Origin of the sequence: Catenulispora pinisilvae (assembly GCF_015356865.1) — a bacterium.
GTDB classification, from domain to species: Bacteria; Actinomycetota; Actinomycetes; order Streptomycetales; family Catenulisporaceae; genus Catenulispora; species Catenulispora pinisilvae.
Genome location: NZ_JAAFZA010000070.1, coordinates 18306 through 44021, shown reverse-complemented (window position 1 = coordinate 44021; position 25716 = coordinate 18306). Strand labels below are relative to the sequence as shown.

The 25716-nt window shown below is 71.1% G+C and carries 17 protein-coding genes; 4 read left to right on the top strand and 13 right to left on the bottom strand.

Annotated features, from left to right (window positions below; translation table 11 throughout):
* Positions 1–1513 precede the first annotated feature (1513 nt).
* Together IZR01_RS20520 and IZR01_RS20515 are read right to left on the bottom strand one after the other, a co-directional pair.
* The gene (locus IZR01_RS20520) at positions 1514–2275 is read right to left on the bottom strand and encodes a class I SAM-dependent methyltransferase (RefSeq protein WP_194924763.1); all 762 of its coding nucleotides are present in this window, start codon (positions 2273–2275) and stop codon (positions 1514–1516) included.
* Positions 2272–2793 (bottom strand): hypothetical protein, encoded by a 522-nt coding sequence (locus IZR01_RS20515; protein WP_228555456.1) that lies wholly within the window; start codon positions 2791–2793, stop codon positions 2272–2274. The genes IZR01_RS20520 and IZR01_RS20515 overlap by 4 nt, the downstream gene beginning before the upstream one ends.
* A gap of 663 nt (positions 2794–3456) precedes the next feature.
* On the opposite strand from IZR01_RS20515, the gene IZR01_RS20510 reads away from it, so the two are divergent.
* Complete coding sequence (locus IZR01_RS20510) at positions 3457–5199, top strand: DUF885 domain-containing protein (RefSeq protein ID WP_194924762.1); 1743 nt, start codon at positions 3457–3459, stop codon at positions 5197–5199.
* Between the two features lie 114 nt (positions 5200–5313).
* On the opposite strand, the gene IZR01_RS20505 is transcribed toward IZR01_RS20510, so the two are convergent.
* From IZR01_RS20505 to IZR01_RS20470, 8 genes are all read right to left on the bottom strand, one after another.
* Complete coding sequence (locus IZR01_RS20505) at positions 5314–6846, bottom strand: amino acid adenylation domain-containing protein (protein WP_194924761.1); 1533 nt, start codon at positions 6844–6846, stop codon at positions 5314–5316.
* Positions 6847–7019: 173 nt separating this feature from the next.
* Positions 7020–7277: a phosphopantetheine-binding protein gene (locus tag IZR01_RS20500; RefSeq protein WP_194897294.1), complete on the bottom strand. Its 258-nt coding sequence runs from the start codon at positions 7275–7277 to the stop codon at positions 7020–7022.
* On the bottom strand, positions 7277–8764 hold the full coding sequence (locus IZR01_RS20495) for an NAD(P)/FAD-dependent oxidoreductase (RefSeq protein ID WP_194897295.1): 1488 nt from the start codon (positions 8762–8764) through the stop codon (positions 7277–7279). The genes IZR01_RS20500 and IZR01_RS20495 overlap by 1 nt, the downstream gene beginning before the upstream one ends.
* A gap of 46 nt (positions 8765–8810) precedes the next feature.
* Positions 8811–10151 (bottom strand): MFS transporter, encoded by a 1341-nt coding sequence (locus IZR01_RS20490; protein ID WP_194924760.1) that lies wholly within the window; start codon positions 10149–10151, stop codon positions 8811–8813.
* The gene (locus IZR01_RS20485; RefSeq protein ID WP_323747055.1) at positions 10148–11563 is read right to left on the bottom strand and encodes an ATP-grasp domain-containing protein; all 1416 of its coding nucleotides are present in this window, start codon (positions 11561–11563) and stop codon (positions 10148–10150) included. Before IZR01_RS20485 ends, IZR01_RS20490 begins: the two co-directional genes overlap by 4 nt.
* Entirely contained in the window at positions 11560–11769 is a 210-nt protein-coding gene (locus tag IZR01_RS20480) for an MbtH family protein (protein ID WP_194897297.1), read from the bottom strand. The genes IZR01_RS20485 and IZR01_RS20480 overlap by 4 nt, the downstream gene beginning before the upstream one ends.
* Positions 11759–15742 carry a non-ribosomal peptide synthetase gene (locus IZR01_RS20475; RefSeq protein WP_194924759.1) on the bottom strand — a complete coding sequence of 1328 codons (3984 nt, stop codon included), beginning with the start codon at positions 15740–15742 and terminating at the stop codon, positions 11759–11761. The genes IZR01_RS20480 and IZR01_RS20475 overlap by 11 nt, the downstream gene beginning before the upstream one ends.
* 434 nt (positions 15743–16176) lie before the next feature.
* Positions 16177–16932: an SDR family NAD(P)-dependent oxidoreductase gene (locus IZR01_RS20470; RefSeq protein ID WP_194897299.1), complete on the bottom strand. Its 756-nt coding sequence runs from the start codon at positions 16930–16932 to the stop codon at positions 16177–16179.
* A gap of 142 nt (positions 16933–17074) precedes the next feature.
* Between IZR01_RS20470 and IZR01_RS20465 the strand changes: the two genes are divergently transcribed.
* Both IZR01_RS20465 and IZR01_RS20460 read left to right on the top strand, forming a co-directional pair.
* A complete protein-coding gene (locus tag IZR01_RS20465) occupies positions 17075–17713 on the top strand; it encodes a TetR/AcrR family transcriptional regulator (protein WP_194897300.1) in 639 nt (212 codons plus the stop codon).
* A 9-nt stretch (positions 17714–17722) separates the two neighbouring features.
* The gene (locus tag IZR01_RS20460) at positions 17723–21004 is read left to right on the top strand and encodes an ATP-binding protein (protein ID WP_194924758.1); all 3282 of its coding nucleotides are present in this window, start codon (positions 17723–17725) and stop codon (positions 21002–21004) included.
* 9 nt (positions 21005–21013) lie between these two features.
* Here the strand turns inward: IZR01_RS20460 and IZR01_RS20455 are convergent, their stop codons facing one another.
* From IZR01_RS20455 to IZR01_RS20445, 3 genes are all read right to left on the bottom strand, one after another.
* Positions 21014–21874 carry an ABC transporter permease gene (locus IZR01_RS20455; RefSeq protein WP_194897493.1) on the bottom strand — a complete coding sequence of 287 codons (861 nt, stop codon included), beginning with the start codon at positions 21872–21874 and terminating at the stop codon, positions 21014–21016.
* Positions 21871–22950, bottom strand: coding sequence for an ATP-binding cassette domain-containing protein (locus tag IZR01_RS20450; RefSeq protein WP_194897494.1), 1080 nt, complete (start codon positions 22948–22950; stop codon positions 21871–21873). Before IZR01_RS20450 ends, IZR01_RS20455 begins: the two co-directional genes overlap by 4 nt.
* Positions 22951–23166: 216 nt before the next feature.
* The gene (locus IZR01_RS20445; RefSeq protein WP_323747054.1) at positions 23167–24789 is read right to left on the bottom strand and encodes a M4 family metallopeptidase; all 1623 of its coding nucleotides are present in this window, start codon (positions 24787–24789) and stop codon (positions 23167–23169) included.
* Positions 24790–25020: 231 nt separating this feature from the next.
* On the opposite strand from IZR01_RS20445, the gene IZR01_RS20440 reads away from it, so the two are divergent.
* Positions 25021–25593 (top strand): hypothetical protein, encoded by a 573-nt coding sequence (locus IZR01_RS20440; protein WP_194924757.1) that lies wholly within the window; start codon positions 25021–25023, stop codon positions 25591–25593.
* Positions 25594–25716: the final 123 nt, after the last annotated feature.

The window sequence follows — 25716 nt, the reverse complement described above, 5'->3', positions numbered from 1 at the left end:
TACTTCCCTCACTGGACGATCACGCCCCCGGCAGGCCCGTGACCAGGACAACAAGAGCCGGATGACGGGAGACTGTCACGTCCGGATCTGTGGGAGCCCGGGGCTGAGATGCCCCGGGCCACCCGACAGGCTGAAGGTCAAGGTCAAGAACTGTGATGAAGAGCCGGGCCTCCGGCGGGCCTCGACAACCTCAGGGAAACTAGCGCGGTTCCCTAGGGTGGCCGGGTCAGTCTCAGCGGCTGCGGTCCCTGAGGTGGCTACGGTCCGTTCCCCACGGTCGCGTCGTCAGCCCGATGGGTACAGCACCGGTGTCCGGGGGTAAAGTCCGCGCACTTGCGGTTGGGTGCTCAAGCTGCGGTTTTGTGAAGCGCGAACTTGACCCCCGGCCACCGGCACTGTAGGCGAAGCCCTGCCGACGCGACCGAGGGGAACGAACCGAAAACCGACCGGAAGAATGGCAATCACAGGGTCCGTGGACACCGGTTGGTTGGTGCGGCTGCCGGTGAGGGCGTGGCGGCGGGCCGGTGGTTAGTTGGTCGAGAACATGCCCGGGTGCGGTGCAGTGCAGTTAACAGGCCCAGGTGCAGTGCTGAACGGCCATGCCTGCCTTGAGAGTCGAAGGCCCGGACCGGAGCCAGTTCGGCGACTATCGCAGCCGCTTTCTGGCGATCTTTCTCGGCAACCTGCTATCCCGGTGGTGGTATCGGTTGTTTGTTGCCGCCGGGCCGATCCGGCGCCCGCCAACCCGGAACGCGCACCTCGGACACCGGCGCGCTGGCCAGCACCGGGACCGGCGGCCGAGCTCGCCGAGCAGCCGGTACCCGCACCACCTGTTTTGTATTTCTCCGGCTGGTTTTCGGTTCGTTCCCCTCGGTCGCGTCGGCAGGGCTTCGCCTACAGTGCCGGTGGCCGGGGGTCAAGTTCGCGCTGTACGAGGCCGCCACCTGCCCGCCCGACCGCAGCCGCGCGGACTTGACCCCCGGACACCGGTGCTGTACCCATCGGGCTGACGACGCGACCGTGGGGAACGGACCGCACCACCTCACAAACCGCCGCCGCTGAGACTGGCTCGGCCACCCGAGGGAACCGCGCTAGTTTCCCTGAGGTTGTCGAGGCCCGCCGGAGGCCCGGCTCTTCACTACAGCTCTTGACCTTGACCTTGCCTGTGGCTCTTGATCTTGCTCTTGATCTGGCCTGTGCTGTTGATCTTGCTTGCGACTCTTGCTCTGACTTGCTGGAGTTGAAGAGGCCTGAGGTGTGGCGGGGTCGTGAACGCGGGAACCGGCAGCCAAATCACAGGCCTGCCGACCCGAACCCCGAACCGGCACAACTATGACCGAAGGCCGTAAAAATTGCCTTTCAAACAACAGCCAAACCGCAACCTGGCTCACAAACTCCAGCCCCAGCAAACTCCAGCCCCAGCAAACTCCACCCGCCGACGGATCCCGCCCGCCGATCGGCACGTCGCGAACCACATCGCGAAACTCCCGGGCAAACGTTGCCTGATACGGCACTACCGATCGACGCTCGCGCTCGTGAGGACTCTGCGAACGAAGTCGAAGCCGGGCAGCACGCGGACGCCTTCGTCATGGAGGGACTTCAGGGTCGGATCGTCGCCCGGGTCCAGGCTCACCGCCTCCTCCCACAGCGCGCGTTCCACCGCGCTCCACGCCGGACGTTCGCGGACCTCGATGTCGACGAATCCGGCCTGCTCCAAGCCGGCCCGGGTGTCGACCACGCGGAGCAGGTTCGAGACGCGTTCGTCGGTGGGGTCCAGGGCTTCCCAGGTCGTGAGCACGACGCGGCCGCCCGGGGCGAGTACGCGGTGGATCTCCTGGAACGAGGCGGCCTCGGGCTTGAACTGGATCGAGTCGACGATCACGACGGCGTCGACCGACGCGTCGGGCAGGCCGGTGCCGGTCAGGTCGCCGACCCGGTACTCGGCTTCGGCGCCCCACTGCTGCGCGAGTGCTTCGGCCTGGGTGATCGCCTCCTCGGAGAAGTCGACGCCGGTCAGCTTCGCGCCGGTCCTCGACGCGATCTCGAGTCCGTAGCCACCGCGTCCGCACGCGAGGTCCAGCAGCCGGCCGCCTTGCGGCAGGCGCAGGGCCTCGATCACGTCGGCGATGCCGTCCCAGGTCAGCAGGCTCGACGACAGCAGGAGCGGCGGCAGCCCCAGATACCCCCGCTTGATCTCGTCGCCGGTCGACTGCTCGGCCATGTCCGCGTACCACTGGTTGAAGTCTTCGGCCGACGGTGGTTTCCGCTCGCTCATTTACGCCCCCAGGGTTTGGTCACCGAGATCGCCACATTGGCAAGATATACGCAGGTTGCCACACTAGGGATGATCACCATGCTGGACCGCAGGGATCCCAGGTGCATCTGCGCGATCGTCCCGACCGGATGGGTGGCGGCGACGTGCGCGGCCTGGTCCAGCCGGGCCCGCAGGGCGAAGATCGAGGCGGCGGCCGCGGCCAGGGTGAGCCAGAACTTCACCGTCACCCAGCGCCAGGAGAACAGCCGCCAGGGGGTGGCCAGCGAGAGCCACAGCCCGGACAGCAGCGCGGTCAGACTCACCGGGATCACCAACGTGTCGCCGAGCATCTTCATCGCCCGGTAGGCCGCGCGCAAGGTGTCGGCGTCGTTCGTGAGCAGTGCGGTGACGGCCATCGTCAACAGGCACAGCGTCATCCCGAGCCAGCTGACGGACACGGCGACGTGCACGCAGACCAACGCCTTGCGCGCCCTGCTCCCGAGGCGTGGCAGCACCGTCTCTTTCTTGACGACGAGCACGGGCGGCACGCTCCTATCGGCTAGCGACGAGATGGGGCCGGGCGTTCAGCTCGGCGGGCCCATGCTCTCGGCCGGGGAGCAACGGGCACATCCGCTGTCTGAAGACACCGTCGCTACTCCGGCGGCAGTACGGCTGAGAAGGCGGTGGGGTCCGCTTTGGCGAGGCGGGTCGGGCGCGGCGGTGATCAAGGCGCCTGTCCAACCGTTGTCTGAACTTTTAAATCCGCCCCCTGTGATGGTGTTCACCTTAAATTGGTTAGCCATGGCCGTCTGATGCCTTAGAATCGTAAGCGACGAGATCAGATCCGATGGATTCCCAAGGAGACAACCATGAACAGCGAAGTCGTGACCGGCCGCCTGCAGATCGCCGCCGCTCGGCGCAAGGCTGAGGCCGAGCGTGAGCGCCGTACCCGTCCGGTGGAGACCGACGCGAAGAAGTGACCCCATGCGCCCGTTGAAACCGCGTGGGCCGGGTTCGAGCCCAGCGGTACCCCCGAGTAATGCCCCTGGCAGTAAGACCAGCCAGGGGCATTGCCTTTCCCTTGCCCGCAGTGGGGCGTCCCGCCGATCGCTGCCGGGGCGGTTCCGTCAGCCGCGTTGCCGTCCGGAGCCCTTGGGGCAGACGCCTGTCGCGTGAACAGGCGAATCAGTAGACTGCGACCAATGTCCTCCCTCGTCGGTGGTGTCCACGCGATCTGCGACGCATACGTGGACGAATACGCCCGCCTGTATCCGACCGCGGCCACCGAGTTCGGGATCCAGGGCCACGACGCCACGCTGCCGGATCTCTCCCCGGCTGGGCATGAGGCGCGCGCTGAGCTTGCTCGGCGGGGGCTGGCCGCGATTGGTGCCGCGCGGCCGGGTGATGACGGTGAGCGGGCCGCGCGCGCGGTGTTCGCCGAGCGCATGCGGCTGGAGGTGGATCTGCACGCGGCCGGGTTGCCGGGTTCGGCGTTGAACGCGACGTGGTGTCCGGTGCAGGAGGTGCGGCAGGCCTTCGACCTCATGCCGACTGAGAGCTCCGAGGATTGGGCTGTGATCGCCGCGCGGTTGGCCGCGGTGCCGGCGGCGTTGGCCGGGTATCAGGAGTCGTTGACGGCGGCGGCGATTGGGGCGCCGGGAGCGTCGGGGTCGGGGTCGGGGTCGTCGGGAGCGGAAGCGGCTCGGCGGGTGCCGGCGGTGCGGCAGGTCGAGCAGGTGATCGGGCAGTGCCGGGCGTGGGCGGGGCTGGACGGCGGCGGGTCGGCGTTCGGGGAGTTGGTCGTCGGCGCCGAGCAGGTGCCTGGCGTGACCGCCGCGTTGCGCGCGGATCTGGACGCCGGTGCCCGGGCCGCGTCGGCGGCGTATGCGGAGCTGGCGCGCTATCTGCGCGAGGAATCGGCGCCGGGGGCGACGGACGTGGACGCGGTCGGCGAAGACGTCTACCGGCTGTGGTCCCGCAAGTACCTCGGCGCGGAGGTGGATTTGCGCGAGGCGTATGAGTGGGGATGGATCGAGTTCCGGCGGATCCGCGACGAGCAGTCTGCTGCCGCCGCGCGCGTCCTGCCGGGTGGTTCGGTTCGGGAGGCGGCCGATGTGCTCGACGCCGATCCGCGATATCGCGTCACCGGTGTCGACGCGTTCCGGGACTGGTTGCAGGAGCGCGCTGATCGAGCGCTGGCTGATCTCGCTGGGACGTACTTCGACGTCCCGGACGCTCTGATGCGCCTGGAGTGCCTGATCGCGCCGCCCGGCGGCGGAAGCGGCGCCTACTACACCGGACCGGCGGACGACCTCAGCCGCCCCGGGCGGATGTGGTGGAACGTGCCGGCCGGCAAGGAGGTGTTCGCGACGTGGCGTGACCTCAGCACCGTGTACCACGAGGGGGTGCCGGGCCACCATCTACAGATCGGCACCGCGGTGACGGCGCCGGGCCTGAACCGCTTCCAGCGGCTGCTGTGCTTCATCGACGGGCACGGCGAGGGGTGGGCGCTGTATGCCGAGCGCCTGATGCACGACTTCGGCTTCCTTGATGACGGCGAGCTGCTGGGCATGCTGGACAAGGCGCTGTTCCGGGCCGCCCGCGTGATCGTCGACATCGGGCTGCATCTGAGGCTGCGCATCCCCGGCGCCACCGGCTTTCACGAGGGCGAGGTCTGGACGCCGGAGCTCGCGGTGGAGTTCCTGGGTAGCAGGACACTGATGGATGCCCGACGTGCGGCGGCCGAGATCGACCGGTGCCTGGGATGGCCGGGCCAGGCGCCCGCGTACAAGCTCGGCGAGCGCCTGTGGCTCCAGCTGCGCGAAGAGGCCAGGGCCCGCGATGGGGCCGGGTTCGAGCTGCGGCGGTTCCACATGGACGCGTTGCGGGCCGGTCCCGCAGGCTTGGATACGCTGCGGGACCTGGTGCTCGGCCGGCTCAGCTGACTTAGGCAAGCGGCCGGTGCGACAGTGAGTCGGTCAAGCGCGAGCCACCTGGTCCGGGCGCGAGCCGAACCAACTGGCCTGGGCGCGAGTCAGCCGGTCGCGCGCGGGCGCGCCTCAACCAATCGCCATCGCCGCGAGCGCCACTCGATCCACCTTCCCCAGCGCATTGATCGGCAGCTCCGGCAGCCACACCACATGCCGTGGCACCATGTGCGCCGGCAGCCGCTCCCGCAGCCGGTCGCCGACCACCGCCCCGAGCCCGCTGTCGCCGACGACGAAGGCGATGATCGCGGCTCCGCCCGGCGCGTCGGCACGGAGCAGCGCCGTCGCGTCGACCACCCCGGGGCAGTCGCGTACCGCGTGCTCCACCTCGCCGAGCTCCACCCGGTAGCCGCTGATCTTGACCTGGCTGTCGATGCGGCCGCGGTAGATGAGGTCGCCGTCCTCGTTCTGCTGGACCAGGTCGCCGGTGGCGTACATGCGCTCGCCGGGGGTCGGTGCGAAGGGGTCGGGGACGAACGATTCGGCGGTGCGGCCGGGCAGGCCCAGGTAGCCGCGGGCCAGGCAGACCCCTGCGACGTACAGCTGGCCGGGCTGTCCCTGCGGTGCCGGCGTCAGCTCTTCGTCGAGCACGTACAGGCGTACGCCGCGGAAGGCCGAGCCGATCGGCACCCACGCCGGCGTCTTGTCCGTGCAGCGATACCAGGTGACGGCGACGGTGGCCTCTGTCGGGCCGTAGCCGTTGGCGACGACCAGCGACGCGTGGTCGGCGAAGCCGTCGCCGTCCAGCTGTGAGCCGCCGGTGAACAGCAGGCGTACCCCGGCCTCGGCCAGGCGTGGGACCAGTGAGCGGCCGTAGGGGCCCAGGACCGCGGCGGGCAGGTCGACGATGCTGGCCGCCAGCTGCCGGGCGGTGGCCGCGATCCGGCCGATCGGCAGCTCGGAGCGGTCGGGGATGGCCACGGTCGCGCCGCAGCACAGGGCCATCAGGCAGTCGTGGACGGTGATGTCGGCGGTGAGCGTGGTGGTCCACAGGATCGTGTCGTCGGGCCGGATCAGGTCCAGCTCCAGGATCGAGGCGACGACCAGGTTGAGGATGCCCTCGTGCGGGATCCCGACGACCTTCGGGCGTCCGGTGGAGCCGGAAGTCGTGATGACGTAAGCCAATTCTTGCGGTCTGGGCTCGGCCGGGGAGGGTAGCTCAGACGCGTCGCCACCGCGATCGCCGAGTCGGTCGGCCGGCTCCGGATCGACGACGAGTTCCACCTGCGAAGTCCAGTCGACCGGCGCCTCCACCAGCGTCAGCAGACATCCGGCGTCGGCCAGTACCTCCTGCTTGCGCCGTCCGGGATCCTCCACGGCCAGCGGCAGGAAGGCGGCCCCGCAGCGCAGGACCGCGAGCATTCCGATCAGCGCGTCCAGGCCGCGGGGGAGATGCACCGCGACGATCGTCTCGGGTCCGACGCCGCGGCGGCGCAGCCGGTCGGCCAGCCGGGAGGTGGCCCGGGCGGTCTCGGCGTAGGTCAGCGTACGGTGCGGGGTGCGGATCGCGGTGGCGTCCGGCTGGTCCCGGACCCGCGCGTCGATGAGGTCCAGGACGGTCTGGGCCCCGGCGGGGACCAGGCCGGGGCGGCCCGAATCGGCCACGGCACATTCCTCTCACATCGGGCGGTGTGCGGCCCGCCGCAGGGGCGCGCCGCACACCGCACGTATCAGATGTCTGCTGTGGGTCGCTGTGAGTCTGTCTTCTTGAAGAGGGTCACTGTTGCGAGGTCCCTGCTATCAGGGCATTGGCGTCAGTGCGCTGCTGATCTGCGCTGCTATACCAGCACCGCGTCCACCGCGGCCGAGATCGTCGCCAGGTTCTGGAACGTCGCCTCCTTCAGCGCGTCCTGGGCGAGTTCGATGTCGAACTCGTCCTCGATGGCCAGCATCAGACCCAGGCACGACAGCGAGGTCATGCCCAGCTTCCACAGGTCGTCCTGCTCAGTCGGCCGGCCCTCGGGCAGCGCCAGGTTGAGGTGCTGCACGACCAGGGTCCGCACGGCCGCCACGGTGGTCTGCTGCGCGATAGCCATCACAGCGCCCCCGCCCCGGCCGCGGCCGGCTGCAACCGGCGCAGGTAGCGGGCCACCCGCCGGCCGCCGAGCAGGCTCCCCTGCGCGTACCAGAGGATGTCCGGCCCCAGCGCGTAGTCGGTCCCGACCCGCTCGTAGAACTGCGTGGCCATGTTCCGGTAGTAGTCGGCGATCTGCTTGGTGGTCATCTGCGGCGCGGCCTGCGCGCCGGTCTCGAACCAGCCGGCGAGGTTGTGCTCCACGTACTCCTGGATCGAGCCCTCGACCGTGCGGGTCGCCACCGGTCGGCGGGTGGGCTGGAAGATCGGGTCGATGAGACCCGGCTTCCCTTGGAGTTCGTTGGCGACGTGCGCGGCCAGCAGCGGTGCGCAGTGGAAGCCGTCGCGGTAGGTGCCGGACATCAGATACAGCCCGGCGCGCGGCAGCCAGCCGATCAGCGGGAAGCCGTCCAGGGTGACCGGCCGGTTGCCGGCCAGCCAGCGCACCACCTCGTGGCTGGCGGCGCGCTCGTCCAGCTGCTGCATCGAGTACTGGGCCAGGAACCGCACGTCCGCCATCCAGGTCGTGCTGCCGACCTCGTCGACCAGGCGGTTGGTGGCGCCGTAGTACTCGGTGCCGTCGCCTTGCGGCACGACGTGCAGGCCGCAGGCGAAGCCCCGGTTCGGGGTGCGCACCACGCTGCGGAACGGCTCCCCGCCGGTGCGGCGGGCGATCATGGCGAAGCCCAGACCCGCGAAGGTCGGGACCAGGTCCAGGTCCGGTATCAGGGTCTTGAGGACACTGTCGCTGAGCGCGCCGGCCGCGACCACCACCTTGCCGGCCTCGATGACGTGGCCGTCGTCGAGTTCGGCCCCGGTGACCGAGTCGGAGTCGCCGAGCAGGGTGCGTACCGAGGCGTCGAGCAGGGTGACGCCCGAGGCCTGGAGGTCGGACTGCAACGCGGTGAGCACCGCCCGGGCGTCCACGGCGCCCTCCTCCGGCAGCAGGATCGCCCGCAGCGCGCGGGTGTCGGTGCGCGGGTTGAAGCCGGGGATGTCGTGCGGGTCGCACTCCTGCCACGGCTTGCCGTATTCGGTCAGGGCGTTGATGATCGCCGCGAGGTTGACGTTGTCCAACTCGGCGCCGATGGAGTTCAGCACCACGTGGGTCTCCGGCGCGGTGAGCAGCGGACGTCCGCCGGGGGCGTGTTCCTGGAGCGCGGCCAGCACCGCGGGCCAGCGCTCGTGGGCGGCGACGCCCAGCTCGAACCGGGTCCGCGCGGGCTGGGTCCGCAGCGACTCGCTGGTGGCCTCGGCGAAGCAGCCCATCATGGCGCCGGCGGCCTGGCTGCCGCCGGAGGAGCGGTCGGCCGGGCCGACCACGACGATGGAGCCGGCGCCGGCGGCGCTGAGTTCGCGGGCCAGGAACAGCCCGAGCGCGCCGTTGCCGACGATGAGGACGTCGGCCTGTGCGGGCCGGACGTCTGGTTTCTCGGTAGTGGCTGACATGGGAGTGGCACCTCCGCTTGGGATCTGTATGGGATCTGTCTGGGAATCACTGGTTGCTGATCCGGATCGGCTGCGCTTCCCGGCCTTCCTCCGGGTGGTGATCGGGGCCGGTTCCGCCGGCCCCCGGTCGGCCAGCACGGCGCCGCGGCGGCAGGCACAGCTGTGCCGACCACAGCCCGGCCGCTCCCACGAGCAGCCAGAACACCTTCGTGCTGGAGGTGTAGACGAGCCCGCCGATCAGCGGGCCCAGGCCGGTTCCGGCCGTGATCGCCGCCGCGTAAAGGCCCTGGTAACGGCCGACCAGGTGCGGTGGCGACAGGCCGCCGAGGTGGGCGGCGGCCATGGAGGCGTACAGCATCTCCCCGGCGGTCCACAGCACGACCGTCGCCGCCAGCCAGGCCATCGAGCCGGCGAACGCCGTGAGCGCCAGCCCGGCTCCGGTGAGCAGGTTGCCCAGGAACAGGACGTACTCCGGGCGGCGCCGCGAGACCGCGCCGGTCAGCGGCAGCTCGCAGATCAGCACCAGCAGGCCGTTGAGGCCGATCAACAGGCCGAAACTCTCGGCGGACAGCCCGACCGAGGTCACGTGCAGTGGCAGACCCACCGTGGACTGGACGTAGACGAACTCTGCGACGAAGGTCATCGCCAGGAACCGGCGCAGGTGACGGTCGGCGAGCGCCGTGCGGTAACTCGGGTCGGCCGCCGTGTGTTCGATCCCTGATCCGCTCCCGGCGTCCGCGTCTCTATCGCCGCCTCCATCACCGTCCGCGACGCGCACGGTGGCGGCGGGGCGCGGGGCGTCGCGGACCAGGATCGCGGTGAGGATGCCGAATGCCAGGCTGGCCATCGCGTTGCTGTAGAAGAGCCATGCGAAGGACCGGGACGCGAGCAGGCCGCCGAGCACGCCGCCGATCGAGGCGCCGACGTTCATCCCGAAGCGGAAGACCCCCGAGGCCGCCAGCCGCTGCTGGTGGTCCATGCCGTCCACGAGCAGGGCCGCCGCGGCCGGCCGGTAGAGCTGGGAGGCGACACCGGTCACGCCGACCAGCCCGACCAGCAGCGCCAGGTTGCCCACCAGCGGGACCAGCGCGGTCAGGCCCGCGGTCAGCAACGCGGACACGGTCATCGTCCAGCGCCGGCCGATGCGGTCGGCCAGGTGTCCGCCCAGCGTGGCACCCAGTATGTTGCCGATCCCGGCGGCGCCCAGGACCAGGCCGGCCGCACCGGCCGAGCGGTGCTTGCTGGCCAGGTAGAGCACGATGAAGATCGGCAGGAAGTTGCCCGCGCGGTTGACCAGGTTGCCGGCGCTGACGATCCAGACCCGCGGCGGCAGGTGCCGCAGGCTGTCGCGGAATCGGAGTTCGCCCTCGGGCGCGGTGCCGCTCACCGGCGGCCCACCGGCTCCGTCCGGATCGTCACGGCCGCCGCCAGCCGCTCGCAGTTCGCGATCGCCTGCTCGGCGTCCGCGCCGCGCGCGATCACGTGGCCGACCCGGTCCTCGCTCCAGGTCAGCTCCGGCACCAGGGCCCCGGCCGCGACCGCGATCTCCAGCTCGACCAGCGCCGGATCCTCGCTCACCGCCTGGGCCCCGGACACCTCGACCACCCGGCCCGGCGCCGGTGTCAGGAACCTGATGGCAGCGCCGCCGGCCGGCGCGGGCGGCTCGGTCAGCGGCGGCACCAGGCCGAACGGGGCACCGAGCGCGTAGCTGTCCATGTCGATCCCGTAGACCAGCTCGGCCAGCTCGTTGATCCGGTCCCCGCCGATCCGGTTGTGCGATTCGATGACCACCGGTCCGCGCGGCGTCAGCTTCAGCTCGGTGTGCGCCGGCCCGTCCCGCAGCCCGACCGCGTCCAGCAGCGCGAACACCAACGGCTCGGCGCGCCGCACATCAGGGCCCGGATGCCGGCTCGGCATCGAGTGCCCGAGTTCGACGAACCCGGCGGGACCGGCGCCGATCACCTTGTCGGTGACCGCGACGACCACGTGCCGGCCGTCGAAACTCAGCGTCTCGACGCTGATCTCCGGGCCGTCCAGGTACTCCTCCATCAGGAACTCTTCGAGCGGCCCGGCCAGATCGCGCGGGTCGAGCAGGGCGCCGAGCTCGCGGTAGCGGGCCAGCACCGCTGGCACCTCGGCTTCGGTGCGGACCGCGAGCACGCAGATGCTTCCGGCCTCGCGCGTCGGCTTCACCACCACCGGCAGGCCGTGGCGCTCGACGAACGCGCGCAAGTCGTCCTCGGTGCGCCCGATAGCGGCCGCGACCGGGCTTACGCCGACAGCTTCGAGCCGCTGCCGCATCTGCCACTTGTCGAGCAACAGCTCCACGGTCTCCGGCGTGGTGCCGCCCAACCCGAGCGCCTGGCTGATGCGGGCCGCGGGCAGCAGGCCGAGTTCGAACAGCGACACCACTTTCTGGAAGGGATAGGCGCGATGGAGCGCCGACACCAACGGCAGCAGCCGCTCGACGTCGGAGTAGTCCAGCAGCAAGGCCTGGTCGACGTAGGGCCGGTGGGCCTCGCCATAAGAACCCGGATATTGGAGGTAGACCACGCGCAGGCCGAGCGTCCGGGCCTTCTGGACGATCTTCGGCCGGCCGCCGATGACCAGGACGACCGGTTCGGCCGGTGGTATGGCAGGGGGCTGCGCCACACCGGCCGCCTCTGTCGCGGGCTCGGTCGCGGATTCGGCCACGGGCTCGGCCATGGGCACGGTGACGGGCTCGGCCATGGGCACGGCCCCGGGCTCGGCCCGGGATCCGGCCACGGGCGCGGCGGACTCCTGGCGCGCGTCGCTCACCGCGGCTCACCGTCCATCGCCCGGCGCAGGCTCAGCGGCCGCAGGTCGGTCCAGTCCCGGTCGATCCGGGCCAGACACTGCGCCTTCGGTCCGGGCGATCCCTCGGTTCGCCATCCGGTCGGCGGCTCGCGGTCGGCCGGCCAGATCGAGTACTGCTCCTCGTGGTTCACCACGACCAGGAAATCCCGGCTCTCGTCAGCGAACATGGTGCTCGGTTCCCTCCTGAAGCGTCCAGATGACGGCCTCGGGAAGCAGCGCCTCCCAGGCGGCGTAGGTGTGGCCCCCCGCGCCGTGCTCGAAGCGCACGGTGTTGCCTTGTTCGTCGAGTTCCACAGCGGTCTTCTGATTCGCCTCCAGGAGACTGAGTCCGTCGTCCAGGCTGAGGTCGGCTTCGGCGTCCCCGGCCGCCAGGAACAGCCGGGCCGATGTCAGAGTCGAAGCCGGGCCCTGGAGGGTTCCGTCTGGTCCGTCTGGTCCGTCTGGTCCAGGGCCGAGCCGGTGTTCGCTCAACGGCCCGGACAGCGCCGCCGCCCCGGCGAACCGATCGGGCCGACGCAAAGCGGCCCGCACCGCGACCACCGCTCCCAGGCTCGCGCCGAGGACGACCGCGCGCTCGGCCCGCAATCGCGTGCCGAGCCAGGCACGCAGGTGCGGCAGCAGCTCGTCGGCGAGGACGTCGACGTACCCCGGATCGAGCAGTTCGGTACGGCGCACCGAGGAGTCCGCCGGGCTCAGGAACACCGCCGCCGTCGGCCCGATCCCGCCCTCGGACGCCAGCCGGTCCAGCAGCGCGGGCAGCCGCATGATGTCCACGAACTCTGATCCGTCGGGGACGACCAGGGCATGCTCGACGATCGCGTCGGGGGCGCCCGGCGTGACGAACAGGTCCACCCGCCGGTCACCGCCGAGCGCGGCGCTGTGCCACGTCTCGCGCACCAGCCGGTGCTCCCGCGTGGCAGCCGCCAGATCGGGCGTGCTCGCCAGAGCCAGTGCCGCCGCGTACGAGGCGGGAGTCCGGTGCTCCATCATCAGCCGCAGCGGGATCTCTCTGCCGAGCAGATTCCGGATGGCCGCCGTCGCCCGCGGCACCATCAGGGAGTGGCCGCCGCTATCGAAGAAGTCTGATTCGGACGTGAGTGCGGTGCCCGAAACCTCTGACCACGCCTGCGCGACCCGGCTGACAAGTCCGTAGTCGCCAACGCTGTTGATCTGCTCTTCCGGGCGATCGGCGACCCGGCTGATCGGGGGCAGTGCGGCCCGGTCCACCTTGTTGTGCGCGGTCAGCGGGATCCGGGGCAGCTCGATGATGTGGTCCGGAACCATGTACGCGGGCAGTTCGGTACGAAGGGCCCGGCGCAGCGCGTCATGGTCCAGCGGCGCCGCGGGCTCGGCGGCCGTGGTGACGTGGGCGGCCGTGGTGAGGTAAGCGACCAGGCAAGGACCGGTCGCCGACTCGGCGCGCGTCACGACCACCGCCGTGACTCCGGGCTGGCGCAGCAGCGCGTGCTCGACCTCGCCGGTCTCGATCCGGAAGCCGCGGATCTTCAACTGCCGATCGGCGCGGCCGAGGAAGTCGATCTCGCCGTCGGGCAGGCGCCGCCCGACGTCGCCGGTCCGATACATGCGCGATCCCGGCGGGCCGTAGGGGTCGGGGACGAAGGCTTCCGCAGTGCGTCCGGGACGTCCGTGGTAGCCGCGTGCCAGGCCCGCGCCGGCCAGGTAGATCTCGCCGCGCATGCCGACCGGCGCCGGCCGGAGATTCCGGTCCAGGATGTAAATGCTCGTATACGGCACGGCGTGGCCGATCGGCACGCGATGGGACGGGGCGGGACCTGCGAAGACCGTTGACAGCACGGTGTTCTCGGTCGGTCCGTACGAGGCGAGCACCTCGCATCCCGGGAGCCGGAGCCGCGCCTGGGTGAAGCTGCCCGGCCGTACCACGTCGCCGCCGACGATCAGCTGGCGCAGTCCGGCCAGGAGGTCGATGTCCCGCTCGACGAGCAGGTCGAGCTGCGGCGAGACGAGCTTGAGAGTGGTGACGCCGTGCTGCCGGACCACGTCGGCCGCGTTCTCCAGCCACGTCCCGAGGGCGGCTATCGCGACCCGCCCGCCGTGGACCAGCGGCGCCCACTCCAGCACCGCCACATCGAAGGTGAGCGGACCGGCTTGCAGGAACGTGTCGCCGGGACCCACCGCGAGGTAGCCCGCCGCGCCGACGGCCAGCCGGCTCAGTGCCCGATGCGGCACCGCGACCGATTTCGGCTTGCCCGTCGATCCGGACGTGGAGATCAGATAGGCCAGGTTGTCGGGCCGTGCGCGCACCGGGACCAGGTCCGTCGCCGCGGCCTCCGACAGGTCCGGGTCGCCGCCGCCGAACTCCATCACGAACCCGATGTCGGCCGGAAGCGCCGAACGCAGCGCGGGGCTGACGACGGTCAGGATCGCCGCGGCGTCGGTCAGCAGGAACCGCAGTCGCTCAGCCGGAAAGTCCGGATCGAGCGGAAGGTAGGCCGCGCCGCTCTTGGCGACCGCCAGCAGCACGACGGCCCGGTCCACACTGTGTTCCAGGCACACCCCGACGACCTGCTCTGGACCGGCGCCGCGCGAGACCAATCGCCGGGCGAGTCGGTTCGCTCGCTCGTTGAGTTCGCTGTAGGTCAGCTGCCCATCGGGGGCGACCACCGCCGGGACGTCCGGATGCCGTGCGGCTCGGGTTTGGAAGAGTTCGACGACAGTCTCCGAGGGCACCGGGCTGGGATCGTCGAGCCGGTCCCGCGGCTCCAGCTCGGCGGCGTCCACCAGGACGAAGTCGTCCATCGGCCGGTCGGGCTCGGCGACCGCGTGTTCCAGCAATCGCACGTAACGCTCGGCGAGCGCGGCGATCGGTCCGCGGTCGAACAGGTCCGGCCGATACAGGAAGGTGGCACGCAACCGGCCGTCGACCACCATCGTCGTCAGCGACAAGTCGAAGCGCGCGGTCTCCGGCACCCCCGGCCGCCACCACACCGGCGCGTTCTGCCGGCCGGTCAGGTTGGTGTGGTCGCCGCCGTGGTTCACCGCGACGTCGAACAGCGGGTGCCGGCCCGGATCCGAGCCGGCCCGCAGTGCCCCGACGATCTCCTCAAACGGCGCGTCCTGGTGTGCGTCGGCCGCCAGCCAGGCCTCGCGGGTGGCGGTCAGGGCCTGGCGGAAGGTGAGGCCGGGCGTCGACAGGTCGACCCGGAGCGGGACGGTGTTGACGAAGAACCCGATCAGATCCTGCAACGCGCCGTGCGGCCGATCGGACACGATCGCGCCGATCGTCACGTCGCCCTGTCCGGTGGCCTCGCCGAGCAGCCGGGCCAGGGCGGCGGTCACCACGATGAACGGCGTGGCGCGCGCACCCCAGGCCAGGTCGGTCAGCTGCGCGGTGACGTCCGCGGGCAGGTCCACGGCGACGGTCGCCCCGCTCCCGTCCGGCGCCGGCCGCCGGGGCCGGTCCGACGGCAACTCGGCCCGCTCCTGGCCGGACAGCATCGAGCGCCACCAGTCGGCCAGTTCGGCCCGGCGCTCGGGGGTCAGGGCTCGTTGTTGCCAGGCGGCGTAGTCGCCGTACTGCACGGCGAGCGCGGGCAGGTCGGGCTCGCGGTCGGTGCGCGCGGCGTCGTAGAGCTCGAACAAGTCGCGGGGCAGCAGATCCATGGACCAGCGGTCGGTGACGATGTGGTGCAGCACCGTGTAGAGCGCCGGCGGTCCGTCGTCCGGTTCGGCGGCCACGACCCGGAACAGCGGCGGCCGCGCCAGGTCGAAGGGCTCGGCGCCGGCCCGGTCCACCGCCGCGCGCCAGTCGCGCCCGGCCCAGGTGACCGGGACCTCGACCGTCTTCAGGACGTGCTGCGAGGTGCGGCCGTCGGCGTCGGAGACAAAGGCGGTCCGCAGGATCTCGTGCCGCCGCACCAGCGCGGCCAGCGCGGCGTCCAGCGTCCCGGGATCCAGGCCGTCGGCGAACCGCCAGCCGCCGTGGATGTGGTACCGGTCGGACGCCGAGTCCAGCTGACGCTGCCACCACAGGCGCTGCTGCCCGGCGGAAAGCGGGTGGCTGCGGGCCTGGGGGTCGTGGGCCAGCGCGAAGGGATTGGCCGGACGGCGCTGGCGTCTGCTTGATCGCCGGGGCTGGTCGGCGGGGGACTCGCGGGACATGGCAGAACCACCTCTTTGTGCGAGGGCAGGCGTATATGAGGTCTGCGCGGTACGCGAGCAGGCGAGGGCTCGGCGTCGGCGAGGGTTGGACGGGGTTGGACGGGTTGGGCGCGGCGTGATCGCGCCGCGGCGAGGGTTCGCCGCGGGCGAATCAGACGTGCGTCATCGCATCCCCGGAACCGGGGCATGAATCGGCCTCAAGGCCGAGAAAGAGATGCCTGGAAAGAGATCAGGCGGATCTGCGCCAGCCGTTCCGGTCGCCGTGGATGAACAGCGCGGATCCGGAATCGGTGGAGACGAAGTGTGTGGCACTGGTCGTCATGAGATGGAGCCCCTCCCGTTGGCCGGGTTCGATATCGCGCAGGGCGTAATCGCAACCGTACCTTTCAGCTCACGTCCCCCTTCTTATCAGAGGTCTGGTTTCTCCGCAACGGTCAGATCTGACTGGCTCCGCCGTCGACGAAGACCTCCGCGCCGGTCATGAAGCTGGCGCGGTCGGAGGCGAGGAAGGTTACGACACCAGCTGTTTCCTCCGGCTTTGCCAGGCGGTTCATCGGCACGGTGGCGATGAGGGCCGCGCGCAGCTGTTCTTCGTCGGGATTCAGGCCGAGCAGGCCCGGGGTCTCGGTGGGGCCGGGGGCGATGGTGTTGACGCGGATTCCCCGCCCGGTCAGCTCCGCGGCCCAGGTGCGGCCGAGCGAGCGGACCGCGGCCTTGGTCGCGGCGTAGACGCTCAGTGCCGGCGCGGCTTTGACGGCGACGTTGGAGCCGCACAGGATGACCGAGGAACCGTCCTTCAGCAGGGGCAACGCCTTCTGAACGGTGAACACGACGCCGCCGACGTTGGTGTTGAACGTGTCCGCGTAGTGCTCCCAGGTGATCTCGCCGAGCGGTACGAGCTCGGCGATACCGGCGTTGGCGAACAGGATGTCCAGACCCCGGCCGGACTGCTCGACGGCCGCCATCACCCGGTCGAGATCGGCGAGGTCGGTGACGTCGGCCTGGATGCCGGTCGCGCGCTGCGCGCCGGACTCCGCCGCGATCTCGGTCACGATCTCGGCCAGCCGGTCCGCGCGCCGTCCGGTCAGGAAGACGTACGCCCCCTCGGCCGCGAGTGCCCGGGCCGAGGCCAGGCCGATGCCGGAGGTGGCGCCGGTGACCAGGGCGGTCTTGCCGTCGAGCTGTCCCATGGGTGACTCCTTTTTGTACCGATCGGTTGGATGCTGCGCGGCCACGCTAACAGATTTTGTACCGATCGGTTTCCGGGTGGTCGGAGTGGCCGGAGGATTTTTGTACCGACTGGTAGATTGGCGTCATGAACAGGGTGTCCGCATGATCGCCGACGAGGTGCGCGGCCGGGGCCGGCCGCGGGGCTTCGAGGAGAACGAGGTCCTGGACCGGGCGGTCCGGGTCTTCTGGGAGCACGGTTTCGAGGGCGCGTCGATGAGCGATCTCACCGCCGCGATGGGCATCAACAAGCCGAGCCTGTATGCCGTGTTCGGGAGTAAGGAAGAGCTGTTCCGGCGCGCGCTGGTCCGCTACCGGGACACCTACGTGGCGTACGCGCCGGCCACCCTGGAGGAGCCCACCGCGTACGGCGTCGTCGAGCGCTATCTGCGGGCGGCGGTCGACGCCCTCACCGAAAGCGGCCATCCGCCCGGCTGCCTGTCCATCCAAGGCGGACTGTCCTGCGGGCCGGCGAACAGCGGGATCACCGAGCTCCTGGCCGACTTCCGGGCGGTCTTCGAAGGCGCGCTCGCTCAGCGGCTGGCCCGGGCGGAGGGGGAGGGCGACCTCGTATCCGGCACCGATACCGCCGCCCTGGCGCGGTTCGTGGTGACCTTGGGCCAGGGCCTGGCGGTCCACGCCGCGGCCGGCGCCGGGCGCGAGAGTTTGCAGGCCTCGGTGGACGTCGCGCTGCGGGCCGTGGCCAGCTTCAGTGCCCCGCCTCAGGACGCCGCCCGCACCTAGACTTGGCAAGTGAGCATCACACTGACCTTGTTGGGCGACGTGCGCTGGCACGGGGTCCCCGTCGTCGGTGAGCGCCCGCAGGCGTTGTTGGCCGCGCTGGCTGCGCGCGACTGCCGTCCGGTGGGGTCGGCGGAGCTGATCGAACTGGTGTGGGGCGAGGCGGCGCCGAGCAACGGGGTGAAGGGCTTGCAGGTCCTGGTGTCGCGGACTCGCAGCGCTTGCGGGGTGGAGGCGATCGTCCGGGAGGGGGCCGGGTACCGGCTCGGCGCCGGGCCGGACGAGGTCGACAGCAGCAGGCTGTCCGGGCTGGTCCGGGAAGCGGCGGCGGCGCTCGACGGCGATCCGGCGCGGGCCGAGGCGCTGGCTCGGGAGGCGTTGGCGCTGGCCGACGGCGACCCGGCGGGCGGCGACAACGCCGCCCGAGGGGGTCCGCTGGCCGAGATCCGTCGGGGCGCGGCCACTGACGCGCAGGCCGCGGGGGTCGTGCTCGCCCGGGCGGCCAGCAGGACCGGCGGGCATGTGCGGGCACTGCCATACCTTGAGGCGGCATACACGCGGGCGCCGCACGATGAATCGCTGCTCGCGGATCTCCTGCGCAGCGAGGCGGCGGTTCGCGGTCCGGCGGCCGCGCTCGAACGCTTCGAGCGTCACCGGCGGGAGCTGCGGGACCGCCTCGGCACCGATCCCGGCGAGCCACTGCGGCGGGTGCAGCGCGGTTTGTTGGCCCTGGACCGCCCGGTGCGCCACGGGCTGCGCTACGACGCCACCGAGCTGATCGGCCGGGAGGGCGACCGGGAGCGGCTGCGGGCCGCGCTGGCCGGCTCGCGGGTGGTGTCGGTGGTCGGCGCCGGCGGGCTCGGGAAGACGCGGCTGGCGCAGGTCGTGGCACGGGAGGCGGAACAGGCGGCGGTCTACTTCGTCGAACTGGCCGGTGTCGTGTCCGGCGCGGACCTGGCGGCGGAGGTCGGATCGGCGCTGGGGGTGCGCGATTCGGTCAGCGGCCGCGGGACGCTGACGGCGAGTCAGCGGGCTGACATCCGGGCCCGGCTGGCGCAACAGCTGGGGCTGGTGCCCGGGCTGCTGGTGCTCGACAACTGCGAGCATCTCATCGAGGCGGTCGCCGAACTCGTGGCGTTCCTCATCGCCGCCACCCCCGATCTGCGCGTGCTCACCACGAGCCGGGCGCCGCTGGCGATCGCGGCCGAGCGCGTCTATCCGCTGGGCGAGCTGGGTCCGGCGGACGCGGCCCGGCTGTTCCGCGAGCGCGCGCTGGCCGCGCGGCCGGACGTGCGGCTCGACGAGCCGGTCGTGGCCGGCGTCGTCGGCCGGCTGGACGGGCTGCCGCTGGCCATCGAACTGGCCGCGGCCAAGGTCCGGATGATGGCGGTCGAGGAGATCGACCGGCGGCTCCAGGACCGGTTCGCGTTGCTGCGGGGCGGCGACCGGAGTGCGCCGGACCGGCATCGGGCGCTGGTGGCGGTGATCGAGTGGTCGTGGAATCTGCTGGATCCGGTGGAGAAGCGGGCGCTTCGGCGGTTGGCGCTGTTCCACGACGGGTTCACGCTTGAGGCCGCCGAATCAGTGCTCGGATCATCAGGGTCCGAACCCGAGGTGGTCGAGACCGTCGGCGGGCTGGTCGACCAGTCACTGGTGACCGTGCGTGAGGGTCCGGCCGGCGTCCGCTACCGGATGCTGGAGACGGTGCGCGAGTTCGGCCGGATGCGGCTGGCGGAGGCCGGGGACGAGGCCGAGGCGCGTGCGGCGCAGCGCCGGTGGGCCGTGGCCTACGCCGATGCGCAGCAGTCTGATCTCGCCGGTCCCGGGCAGTTCGCGGCGATCGACGCGCTCAGCGCCGAGGAGACCAACCTGGCCGACGAGATGCGCGCGGCGCTCGCCGAGGGCGACAACGCCTCCCTGGTCCGCCTGCTCGCCACGCTCGGCACCATGTGGACGATCCGCGGCGAGCACATCCGCATGTTCTTCCTGGCCGGGGCGCTGCGTGACGCGCTGTCGGACTGGACGCCGCCGCCGGAACTCGCCGACGCCGCCCGCGCCGCGGTGGCGGTCACGCTGAGCAATACGATGGCGCTGTCCGGCGAGCACGGCGCCGACCTGTCGGCCCTGCTACGCCGGCTCGGCCCGGCCGACGGCGGCGACGTCTACGTCTCGGCCCTGGTCCGGGTGCTGCTCGCCTGGGACGCCACGGACGTGGAGGCGTCCCTGGCCAGGCTCACCGCACTGGCCGCCGGCCCGGACCCGAGCACCGCGGCCGGCGCCAGCGCCTGGCTCAGCCATTACCGCGAGAACGAGGGCGACCCGCACGGCGCCCGGGTCCTGGCCGAACGCGCGCTGGTCCTGGCCGACGCCGCCGCCGGGCCCTGGACGATGACCGCCATGCCGCGCATGCTGCTGGCCGAGCTGAGCATGCAACTCGGCGACCGCCCGGCGGCCGTGGCGCACGCCCGCCTGGCGCTGCCCGTGGTGCGCCGCCTCGGCGCCGTCGACGACGAGGCGCAACTGCGCACGCTGATGGCGCTCAGCGACGTCGCCGAAGGCCGGCTCGAACGGGCTCGGGAGGAGATAGAGCTCATTGACCGGATGGAGACCCGCACGGCGACCTTCGGCACCGACCTGCACCGCCACATCTGCCGCGCCGAACTGCTGCTCGCCTCGGGCCGCGCCGAAGACGGGCTGCGCCTCTTCCGCGAGTGCGCGGATCAGTACCGTGAGACCGAGCTCCCCGGCGCCACCAAGACCGGCACCGAGCTGTGGACCTTCATCGGTGACGCGATGGCGCTGAGCGCCCACGCCTGGCACGCCTCCGGGGCGGATGAGGCGCATGGCCGTGCGGTGTTCGCGGCGTGTCGCGCTAGCGCGCTGCTGGTGCTCACGCCGGACAATGAGCGGATCGACTATCCGGCCAGCGGGATGTTGCTGTTCGGGTTGGGGACTTGGTGGCTGCTGCGGCGGTGCGCGGTGGGAGCGGATGCGGTCGCGGACGCGGCGGGGGAAGCGCCAGCAGATGCGGCAGACGCGGTGAACGCAGCAGACGCAGCAGACGCAGCAGACGCAGCAGATACGGCGAACGCGCTGCGCCTGCTCGCGCTGGCACAGCGGTTCTCCTACAACCGGATGCTGCCGACCATGGACTGGGAGCGGATCGCCCCGGTCGCCGAACGGGCGCTTCCGGGGCGGCTTGATGAGCTGCGAGCTGAGTACGCGGACCGGCGGCCGGTAGAGCTTTTGGCCGAGGCCCGGGGACTGGTGGCGGGATTGGTCGGCGGGTACTGAGGCGCGGGCCTACAGATGCCGCCGATAGCTCCGAGTGGACAGCGGCGCGAACACCGCGACCACCACCAAGCAAGCCAGCAGCGTCCACCCCACCTCAGCGCCCACCGTCCCCTGGTTGGCCAGCGCCCGAGTGCCGGAGACCAGGTGCGAGACCGGGTTGACCTTCACGAAGTCGGCCAGCCAACCGGGCAGCGTCTGTACCGGCACGAACGCGTTGGACAGGAACGTCAACGGAAACAGGATCATCATCGACATGCCCTGGACCGACTTCGCGCTCTTCGTGATCGTGCCGAGCCAGGTGAAGATCCAGGCCAGGGACCAGCCGGTGATGACCGCCAGCAGCACGGCACCGAGCACGCCCAGGACGCCGCCGTGCGGGCGGTAGCCGATGACCACACCGGTGAGGAACGTCAGGCCGGCGGCGATCAGGTAGCGGACCAGGTCGGCGACCATCGGGCCGGCCAGCGGGGCGATGCGGGCCATCGGCAGGGACTTGAAGCGGTCGAAGACCCCCTTCTCCATGTCCTCGCGTAGTTGCACGCCGGTCGCCATACAGGTGGTCAGTACCGTCTGGGCGACGATTCCGGGAATCAGCACCGGCAGGTAGTTCTTCACGCCGCCGGCGATCGCGCCGCCGAAGATGTACGCGAACATCGCCGTGAACAGCAGCGGCTGGACGGTGACGTCGAAGAACTGCTCCGGGTTGCGCCGCATCTTCTTCAGCGCGCGCCGGGCCATGACCAGCGTCTGGCCCACGGTCTCGGCCGGGGTGTTGCGCGGGCGGGTGGCGGCTACCGCGGCGGCCGGGTCGACCCGGTACGCCGTGGCCGCCGGGTGCGCTGCCGCCAGGGTCGGGGACGCGGTGTTCACTGGATCTCCTGGGGGATCTGGTCGGTGGGATGCGAAGAAAACGTGCCGGTGCCATTGCTCCGATTGCTTCCGGCGGTGCCGTCGGTGCCGTCGGTGCCGTGGGTCCCACCGCGAGCGTCGTCCTCACCGGCATCGGCACCGTGCCCGGTCAGCGCGAGGAACACCTCGTCCAGACTCGGCTGGGCCACGCTGACCGAGGCGATCGACACTCCGGCCCCGCGCAACCCGATCAGCACGTCCGCGGCCCGGTCGGCGGTGTCCAGCGGCACGTTCATCCGCCCCGACTCCGGAGTGAGCACCGGCTCGGCACCGGCGACCCGGAGCACCACCTGCCGCGCTTGCTCCTGGTCGGCCCCCGGAGCCAGGTGCAGCTGCAACGTCGAGTTGCCGACCGAGGCCTTCAGCTGCTCCGGCGTGCCCTCGGCGACCTTGCGGCCCCGATCCAGCACCGCGATCCGCCCGGCGAGCTGGTCGGCCTCGTCCAGGTATTGGGTGGTGAGCAGCACCGTGCAGCCCTCGGTGACCAGGCCGCGGATGGTGTCCCACATCTGCCCGCGGGTGCGTGGGTCCAGGCCGGTCGTCGGCTCGTCGAGGAAGATCAGGGGCGGCCGGGTGATCAGGCTCGCGGCCAGGTCCAGCCGGCGGCGCATGCCGCCGGAGAACTGCGCGATCGGCCGGTCGGCGGCGGCTTCGAGATCGAACTGGGCCAGCAGCCGGCGCGCGGTGGCCCGGGCGTCGGCCGAGCGCAGGCCCTGTAGGCGACCGAACATCCACAGGTTCTCCGTGGCCGTCATGTCCTCGTCGACCGACGCGTACTGGCCGGTGATGCCGATCAGCTGCCGGATCCGGTGCGGTTCGCGGGCCACGTCCACCCCGAACACCCGGGCCTGGCCGCCGTCGATCGGCAACAAAGTGGCGAGCATGCGCAGTGCCGTCGTCTTGCCCGCCCCGTTCGGGCCGAGCACGCCGAAGATCTCCCCCTGGCGGACCTCCAGGTCGACTCCGTCGACCGCCCGGAACCCGCCGAAGTCCTTGCGCAGCCCGATCGCCTCCACGGCGGCGGTGGCTGTCGTCATCGCGTCGTGCTCCTTCGTCCTGGTGTGGAACTCATGCCGGGACGCTATGCGGGGGCGGCTTCACCGTGGCTTCATGGCGGTTTCACAGCTGTGGCGCAGACCGAGGTCGGCAGACGAAAGACGTGTGCCCGCCGCTGAGCGCGACGGGCACACGTCCCTTCAACCTTGCTGTTCCGCAGTCCGCAGTCTGCTAGAAGCAGTTCACCTCTGAGCAGTTCACCTCCGAGTCGCGTTCCCACCCGCCGAGCAGGTCGGGTCGCCGGACTGGGCCGGCACGCTCACCGCGTTCCACGCGGCCTGGACCGTGTTGAACTCGGCGCAGGTCGGGTCCAGGTTGATCGCGGCCTGCAGGGTCCAGGTGCGGTAGGCGAGGTAGGAGCTGTCAGAGTTCTTCATCAGCTGGGCGTTGTACACGATCTTCAGCGCGTTCTCCACGCCGAGGCCGGTGACCGTCGAGCCGTCGCAGGTCGGGCTGGTGGGCCCGGTGCTCGGGTTGGAACCCTGGGCCAGCAGGTAGAACCAGTGGTTGCCGGGTCCGGCGGCCTGGTGCACCTCGTCGCCCGGTATGGCGTCGGAGTAGCAGTCCGGGTCGCCGTTCACCTGCGAGGGGTCGTACATGTTGCGGATCGGGCCGGTACCTTCGAGGTTGACCTCGGCGCCGACCACCCAGTCCACGACCGCGTACGGCGAGGGCTCGTTGGCGAAGGCCTTGCTCGACTGGCCGTAGACGTCGGCTATGAACTCCTGGGTGCCGTTGCCGGAGATGCCGCCGGGGGTGTGGTCGTCGATGCCGTGGCCCATCTCGTGGTCCACGACGTCCATCGCGGTGATCCACTGGCCCGCGGTGTTGTGCCCGACCTGGACCTCCGAGCCGTCGTAGTAGGCGTTGACGTCGTCCAGCCCGACCCGGATCGGCCAGGCCCCGCCGTTGCCGTCGAAGCTGTTGCGGCCCAGCCACTGCGAGAGCATGTGGTTCTCGGTCTCGGCGCTGTAGAGGGCGTCGGCGCAGGCGGTCTCCCGGTCGGTGGCGTCGCCGTTGCCCCAGGAGTCGGTCGAGTTCGTGAACGTGGTGTTGTTGGCAGCGTCCTGACAAGCCAGGCCGCTGATGTTCGGGGCTTGCAGCGAGTACGTCCCGCCGGAGTTCGTGGTGTCGATGCTCAGCGGCTCCGGGCCGTTCCACACGGCGTTCGCGGTGCCGTCCGTGACGTGCTCCTGCGTGTGCAGCACGCGGCCGGTGCCGGCGTCGACGTCCACGCTCAGCCGGCTCACGCCGTCCGAGCCCATGCCGTCCACCGTGCTCTCCCACGCCAGCGCGGCCGGGGCGGCGCCGAGGGCGAACACCACCAGCTTGGTGGACTCGACCTTCGACACCTGCTTCAACTGGTGCTCGGCCACCGCCGCGCCCTGGGCACTGCCCAGCTTGGGCGTGGTGGACAGCGCGCCGATCGGGTGCTGCTGGGCCACCGAGTGGAACACGGTGTGCCCGGCGCTGTCGGTGACGATGACGAAGTCGCCGCCGACCACGGGCAGGCCCGCGTGCGTACGCAGATAGGGCACATACTGCGTGCCCTGAGCGGAGACGACCTGCTGCCGCTGGAACTGGTCCTGCGCGGCCGCCATCAGGAACGCCGGGTGAGTGGCCACCAGGGCGTCGGCGGAGCGCGCGGCCAGAGCCTGGATCGCGGCGGGGGAGGCCACCGAACCGTCCCGGTGTGACGGCGACGCGTTGGCATACGCAGCCATCGTGGTGGACATCGCGAGGACGGTGGCGCCGGCGGTGACGCCGATGGCCAGACGCCGCATACTTCGGCGCCGGGTCAGGGTGTTGCTGAGTCTCACGGCCATTCCTTTCGCGTAAGACGAGGCGGGTGAGGGGCGTGCTCGAGCCACCCGCGGCGCGGCCCGAGCGCGCAGGCCTTCAGGAAATCTTCAGAAACCTGTCAGCTGACGCGGAACGTATCGCTGTACCCTGATGGGGTCAATGCTGAACAAAGGGTGGATTCGCCGGATGGCAGACTCTTTGCCATTTCATGACAATCGGCGAGGAAGCCGCCGGACGGCGGGAGGACGATGCCAGCACACGGACAAACCAAAGTCAGCAGCCTGACATCCTTCACCCTCGGTGCGGGCTTGGCCCTGGCAGCGTCGGTGACGGCGACCGCGTCCTGCGCCTCCGGCACTTCGAGCACTCCCGGCGCTTCCGGCGCTTCCACTCAGGGCAGCGCCAACGGCCACAGCGGCGCCACCGTCTCGGCCCCGGCCGACAGCACGACGACCGCCACCGCATCGGTACCGAACATCACCGTCCAGCGAACCGGCGGCTTCGCCGGCGCCAAGGACACCGTCGACCTCGCCCCGCACGGATCGTGGACCGCCACCGACAAGAGCGGAACCCGCCGCACCGGCGAGCTGACACCGGACCAGGCGACCCGGATCACCACCCTGGCCGCCGACCCCCGGCTCACCACCGAGGCGGCAAGGTCCCGGCCGCCGACCCGCTGCCGCGACGCCTACAGCTACGTCCTGACCGTCGGGGCCGTGCGTGTCGCCTTCGTGGACTGCCCGGCCGACCCGGACCAGCCCGCCGCGAGCCTGACGCTGACCAAGCAGGTGCTGCGGTTCACGATCCAGCCGGCGCGCTGAGCCCGGCAGCGGGGGATCGCGGCGGCCGGCGTGCGATGTCCGCGCGCGGTTCGGCGCACGGCCCGGGTCCGTGGCTAGCCGGGCGGAATAGTCGGGCAGATTAGTCGGACCGAATAGTCAGAC